The 5,597-nt window shown below is 71.8% G+C and carries 5 protein-coding genes; 2 read left to right on the top strand and 3 right to left on the bottom strand.

What is annotated here, in order from left to right; genetic code table 11:
• Nucleotides 1-199: 199 nt before the first annotated feature.
• Together FNH08_RS43255 and FNH08_RS43250 are read right to left on the bottom strand one after the other, a co-directional pair.
• On the bottom strand, nucleotides 200-1,024 hold the full coding sequence (locus FNH08_RS43255) for a purine-nucleoside phosphorylase (protein ID WP_322726389.1): 825 nt from the start codon (nucleotides 1,022-1,024) through the stop codon (nucleotides 200-202).
• Nucleotides 1,025-1,434: 410 nt separating this feature from the next.
• Complete coding sequence (locus FNH08_RS43250; RefSeq protein WP_152776991.1) at nucleotides 1,435-1,872, bottom strand: gamma-glutamylcyclotransferase; 438 nt, start codon at nucleotides 1,870-1,872, stop codon at nucleotides 1,435-1,437.
• A 103-nt stretch (nucleotides 1,873-1,975) separates the two neighbouring features.
• On the opposite strand from FNH08_RS43250, the gene FNH08_RS43245 reads away from it, so the two are divergent.
• Together FNH08_RS43245 and FNH08_RS43240 are read left to right on the top strand one after the other, a co-directional pair.
• The gene (locus tag FNH08_RS43245; RefSeq protein WP_152776990.1) at nucleotides 1,976-3,424 is read left to right on the top strand and encodes an NAD(P)H-quinone dehydrogenase; all 1,449 of its coding nucleotides are present in this window, start codon (nucleotides 1,976-1,978) and stop codon (nucleotides 3,422-3,424) included.
• Nucleotides 3,425-3,615: 191 nt separating this feature from the next.
• Nucleotides 3,616-4,572, top strand: a complete 957-nt coding sequence (locus FNH08_RS43240; protein ID WP_322726388.1) for a DeoR/GlpR family DNA-binding transcription regulator — start codon at nucleotides 3,616-3,618, stop codon at nucleotides 4,570-4,572.
• A gap of 63 nt (nucleotides 4,573-4,635) precedes the next feature.
• Here the strand turns inward: FNH08_RS43240 and FNH08_RS43235 are convergent, their stop codons facing one another.
• Nucleotides 4,636-5,208, bottom strand: coding sequence for a TetR/AcrR family transcriptional regulator (locus FNH08_RS43235; protein WP_152776992.1), 573 nt, complete (start codon nucleotides 5,206-5,208; stop codon nucleotides 4,636-4,638).
• Between the last annotated feature and the right edge of the window lie 389 nt (nucleotides 5,209-5,597).

Below are 5,597 nucleotides of genomic sequence, written 5' to 3'. Positions count from 1 at the left end.
GGCGGACACCTCCCGGCACACCCCCTTGCGACCGTACGCGGGCGCGGGCCGGTGGGGGCGGGCGTGGACTACGGGAGGGCGAGGGTGCGTCGTGATGCCGGGCACGGGCCCGTGCTTTTAGGGGCGCGGGGAACTGCGCGACCAGCCACGACGGGCCGGTTGCCGCCCACCGACAGGAACCCGAGACGATCCGGAACCCTCAGAGACGGGCCAGGACCTGCGTCAGCAGCGCACCCATATGGGTGGCGGAGTCGCGGCCGGCCTGGAGGACCTCCTCGTGGTTGAGGGGCTCGCCCGTCATGCCGGCGGCGAGGTTGGTGACCAGGGAGATGCCCAGGACCTCCGCACCCGCCTCGCGCGCGGCGATGGCCTCCAGGACCGTCGACATGCCCACCAGGTCCGCACCGATGACGCGGGCCATACGGATCTCGGCGGGCGTCTCGTAGTGCGGGCCGGTGAACTGCGCGTAGACGCCCTCCTCGAGGGTGGGGTCGATCTCCTTGCAGAGGGCCCGCAGGCGGGGGGAGTACAGGTCGGTGAGGTCGACGAAGTTGGCGCCGATGATCGGGGACGTCGCCGTGAGGTTGATGTGGTCGCTGATCAGGACCGGCTGACCGGGGCGCATGGTCTCGCGCAGGCCGCCGCAGCCGTTGGTCAGGACGACGGTCTTGCTGCCCGCGGCCACGGCGGTGCGGATGCCGTGCACGACGGCGGAGACGCCGTGACCCTCGTAGTAGTGGGTCCGGCCCAGGAAGACGAGCGCCCGCTTGTCACCGATGCGGTACGAGCGGACCTTGCCGCCGTGGCCCTCCACCGCCGGGGGCGGGAAGCCGGGCAGGTCGGTGACCTGGAACTCGGTCTCGGGGGCGCCGAGCGCCTCCACGGCCGGGGCCCAGCCGGAGCCCATCACAAGGGTGACGTCGTGGGTCTCGGCGCCCGTGAGCTCGCGCAGGCGCGCGGCGGCGGCGTCGGCGGCCTCGTACGGGTCGCCCTGGATGTCGTCCGGAAGAAGAGATGCGTTCACGCGATGAGAGTAACCGGTCCGTGCCTACGCGCGTAGACGGCGTGGGTGACGGGTGGCGATCGTTGTCTTGTCGTTTCCGACGGACTCTCACCGGCCGGCAGCCGCGTGCGGACGCAAGGGGGTGTGCCGGGAGGTGTCCGCCCGCAGCGGCCGGCGTCCGCCGCCGAGAACCTCACACACCCACAGCACCGCCGGACCGAGGACGGAGACCTCCCGGCACACCCCCGACCCACGACCAAGGCGTAGGCGCCCAAGCCACGACGGCGGGGCAGACGGACGACGACCGGCGGGGACGCGCGCCCCTCAGGGGCGCGGGGAACTGCGCGACCAGCCACAACAAACCCGCAGCCGCCCACCGACAGGAACCCGGCAGACGAGAACGCACCGCCCAACCGCCGGAGGCCGAGCCCTCAACAAGGCCTCTTCCGCAGCTCCATCACGTAATCGTGCGGCGCCCCCGCCGACTCCGCGGCGTCGGCGATCTCGCCGAGGTAACGGGCCGAGGGCAGGCCGCCCTCGTAGCCGTTGAGGACGTACGTCCAGGCATACTCCTGGCCCTCCAGGGTGTGGGCGTGGACGCGCATGCGGCGGTAGATGTCGAGGCCCACGCCCTCCCACCGGTCCATGGAGGCCTCGTCCATGGGGGCGATGTCGTACAGGGCGACGAAGACCTGGGAGTCCGGGGCCTCGACGATCGTCGGGAGGGCGCCCTCCCAGCCCATGTGCTCGCCGCCGAAGGTCAGGCGCCACCCGTTCAGCCAGCCGGTGGCGCGCAGCGGCGAGTGCGGAGCGCGGCGGGACATCAGCCGCGCGTCGAGATTGGCGGCGTACGCGGCGTAGAGCGACATGGACCGAGGGTACGGCAGCCGTGCCGTGCGTCCCTCGCGTCACACGGGTGTCTCCCGCCCGCGACCGCCCCCGGGGCAGTGCTCCTTCGGGGCGTGCGGGACAATGGGGTACGTGACTCGGATCGTGATCATAGGTGGCGGACCCGGCGGCTACGAAGCGGCGCTGGTGGCCGCGCAGCTCGGCGCGGAGGTGACCGTCGTCGACTGCGACGGTCTGGGCGGCGCGTCGGTGCTCACCGACTGCGTGCCGTCGAAGACGCTCATCGCCACCGCCGAGGTGATGACCACCTTCGATTCGTCGTACGAGGAACTCGGGATCATCGTCGCCGACGACACCCCGCACATCGACACACCCGCGCGTGTCGTCGGCGTGGACCTCGGCAAGGTCAACCGGCGTGTGAAGAGGCTCGCGCTCGCCCAGTCGCACGACATCACGGCGTCCGTGACGCGCGCCGGCGCGCGGGTCATGCGTGGGCGCGGGCGGCTCGAGGGCCAGCAGGCCCTCGACGGGTCCCGCAAGGTCGTGGTGCGGGCCGCCGACGGCAGCGAGGAGACGCTCACCGCGGACGCCGTGCTCATCGCCACCGGCGGGCACCCGCGCGAGCTGCCCGACGCCCAGCCCGACGGGGAGCGCATCCTCAACTGGACGCAGGTGTACGACCTCGACGAGCTGCCCGAGGAGCTCATCGTGGTCGGGTCCGGTGTCACCGGTGCCGAGTTCGCGGGTGCCTACCAGGCGCTCGGGTCGCGCGTCACCCTCGTGTCCAGCCGGGACCGCGTGCTGCCGGGCGAGGACCCGGACGCCGCGGCCGTGCTGGAGGACGTGTTCCGGCGGCGCGGCATGAACGTCATGGCCCGCTCCCGTGCCCAGTCCGCCAAGCGCGTGGGCGACCGGGTCGAGGTCACGCTCGCCGACGGGCGCGTGATCAGCGGTTCGCACTGTCTGATGGCCGTCGGTGCCATTCCGAACAGTGAGGGCATGGGTCTGGAGGAGGCCGGCGTCAAGCTGCGCGAGTCCGGGCACATCTGGACCGACAAGGTGTCCAGGACCTCCGCTCCCGGCGTGTACGCCGCCGGTGACGTGACCGGGGTGTTCGCCCTCGCGTCCGTGGCCGCCATGCAGGGACGTATCGCCATGTACCACTTCCTGGGCGACGCGGTGGCCCCGCTGAACCTGAAGACGGTCTCGTCCAACGTCTTCACCGACCCCGAGATCGCCACCGTGGGCTACACACAGGCCGACGTGGACACCGGTCTCATCGACGCCCGGGGTGTGAAGCTGCCGCTGCTGCGCAATCCGCGCGCCAAGATGCAGGGCATCCGGGACGGCTTCGTGAAGATCTTCTGCCGGCCCGGCACGGGGATCGTCGTCGGTGGCGTCGTCGTCTCACCGCGCGCCTCGGAACTGATCCATCCCATCTCGATCGCGGTCGACAACAACCTGACCGTCGAACAGATCGCGAACGCTTTCACCGTCTACCCCTCCCTGTCGGGGTCGATCGCCGAGGTGGCACGGCAGCTGCACACCCGGAAGGCCACCGACGAGGTGTGACCGCCGGGGGCCGACTCCTCGCTGGTCAAGGGGAGTTGCCGGGCTTGTGGGTGGCATGGGGTGGCTTGAGGGCGGCCTGGAGCGGTCCGGGATCTGCCCATATACCACTTCGCGCACTGCCATGCGAACAACTTCTGTTATTCGGCGCAAACTGCTGAAAGCAGACGGTCGCTCGCGTTACTGTCAGTTTCGTGTTCGCTGCAGAACGTCGCCAATTGATCCTCGAAATGGTGCGAGCGAACGGGGCCGTGTCGCTCCGTGAGCTCGCCCGCGTCGTCCAGACCTCCGAAGTGACCGTACGGCGGGACGTGCGCGCACTGGAGGCAGAAGGACTCCTCGACCGCCGGCACGGCGGTGCGGTATTGCCGGGCGGCTTCACGCGGGAGTCCGGCTTTCCGCAGAAATCCCATCTCGCGACCGCCGAGAAGACGGCCATCGCCGACCTCGCCGCGAGCTTCGTCGAAGAGGGCGAGGCCATCGTGGTCGGGGCGGGGACCACCACGCAGGAGCTGGCGCGCCGGCTCGCGCGGGTCCCCGGGCTGACCGTCGTCACCAACTCCCTGTTGGTGGCACAGGCGTTGGCCCACGCCAACCGTGTGGAGGTCGTGATGACCGGCGGCACCCTGCGCGGCTCCAACTACGCCCTGGTCGGCTCCGGGGCGGAACAGTCCCTCCAGGGTCTGCGGGTCTCGCGGGCCTTCCTCTCCGGGAGCGGGCTGACCGCCGAGCGTGGGCTCTCCACGTCCAACATGCTGTCGGCGTCCGTCGACCGGGCGCTCGTCCAGGCGGCCGCCGAGGTGGTCGTCCTCGCCGACCACACCAAGCTCGGTACGGACACGATGTTCCAGACCGTGCCGACCGACGTGATCACCCGGCTGGTGACCGACGAGCCGCCCGCCCACGACGACCGCGCGGCCACCGAGCTGCAGGCGCTCGCGGACCAGGGGGTCCAGATCGCGATCGCCGGGGCCTCGGGAAACGCGGGAGGTGATCCCGCCCCGGCGCCCGGGCGGCGCCGGGACATGCCGCTCCCCGGCCCCCGCCGCCAGGTCCCCGGCGCCGGCCCGTTACTCCGCTCGGCCGCGGTCCCGGGCGAAGCGCCTGCCAGCGGTGAGCGGGCGAGGGTGGCGGATCTTCGGCGCCGCTGACAGTCCGCTGCCGCTGAAGCCCGCTGCCGCTGCCGCTGGCGGTCGGTCGGCCGTCCCGACCCGCTACGGCTTCAGGCCCCGGACGGTGAGCGTGAGGAGGCGGTCGGCCAGGTCGGGGTCGGCGGGAGTTTCCTCGGCTGCGAGGGCGATCGCGTTCGTCAGCTGGAGCAGGTCGCCGATCGAGACCCCGGGGCGTACGGCGCCCGCCTCCTGCGCACGGGCGAGCAGGGCGCTGCCCGCCTCACGGATCGGACCGCTGCATCGGGCGAGCTCCGATCCGTCGTCACCGTCGTCGTAGGAGGCGGAGTCGGAGTACGAGACGGTCATGAGCGCCCGCGACAGTCCGCGGTACTCGCCCGCGTGCCTGATGATGTCGCGCAGCCATGTCACGAGGGCGCCGCACGGCTGCGGGTCGTCCAGCAACTCGCGTGATCTGGCGAGGAGTTGGCCCACGGCGTCCTCGAACACCGCGCTCATGAGGGCGTACCGGTTCGGGAAGTGGCGGTAGAGCGTGCCGATACCGACGCCGGCGCGTTTCGCCACGTCCTCCAGGGACGCGTCCGTGCCGTGTGCGGCGAAGGCGGCGCGTGCCTCGGCGAGGAGACGCTCGTGGTTGCGGCGCGCGTCGGCCCGCATCGGGCGGGGCGCTCCGCGTTGCATGGCCGTCACCTGCTCTCGCCGTGGGTGGTTCGTTTCGAGTGCCGGGTGCGGGTTTGTTTGTGGCTGGTCGCGCAGTTCCCCGCGCCCCTGAAGGGGCGCGTCCCCGCCGGTCGTCGATTGTCTGCGGCGCCGTTGTGGCTGGTACGCCTACGCGTTTGTTCGTGGGTCGGGGGCGCGCCGGGAGGTCTCCGTCCTCGGTCCGGCGGTGAGCTGGGTGCGTCACGTGCTCGGCGGCGGACGCCGGCCGCTGCGGGCGGACACCTCCCGGCACACCCCCTGCGGTGCGTACGCGGCTGCCGGGTGGGTGGTGGCTTGCTGCGCCTGCCGTTTGCTGGTGGTGCGGGGCTGCCGGTCCTGTGGGGCGG

It is taken from the genome of Streptomyces spongiae (assembly GCF_009377185.1).
Classification (GTDB): domain Bacteria; phylum Actinomycetota; class Actinomycetes; order Streptomycetales; family Streptomycetaceae; genus Streptomyces; species Streptomyces spongiae.
This window is presented reverse-complemented; position numbering and strand designations above follow the sequence as displayed.

Coding starts and splice junctions, on each gene's coding strand:
- FNH08_RS43250 (WP_152776991.1), bottom strand. CDS start 1,872: ATGTCGCTCTACGCCGCGTACGCCGCCAATCTCGACGCGCGGCTGATG.
- FNH08_RS43245 (WP_152776990.1), top strand. CDS start 1,976: ATGGGGTACGTGACTCGGATCGTGATCATAGGTGGCGGACCCGGCGGC.
- FNH08_RS43235 (WP_152776992.1), bottom strand. CDS start 5,208: ATGCGGGCCGACGCGCGCCGCAACCACGAGCGTCTCCTCGCCGAGGCA.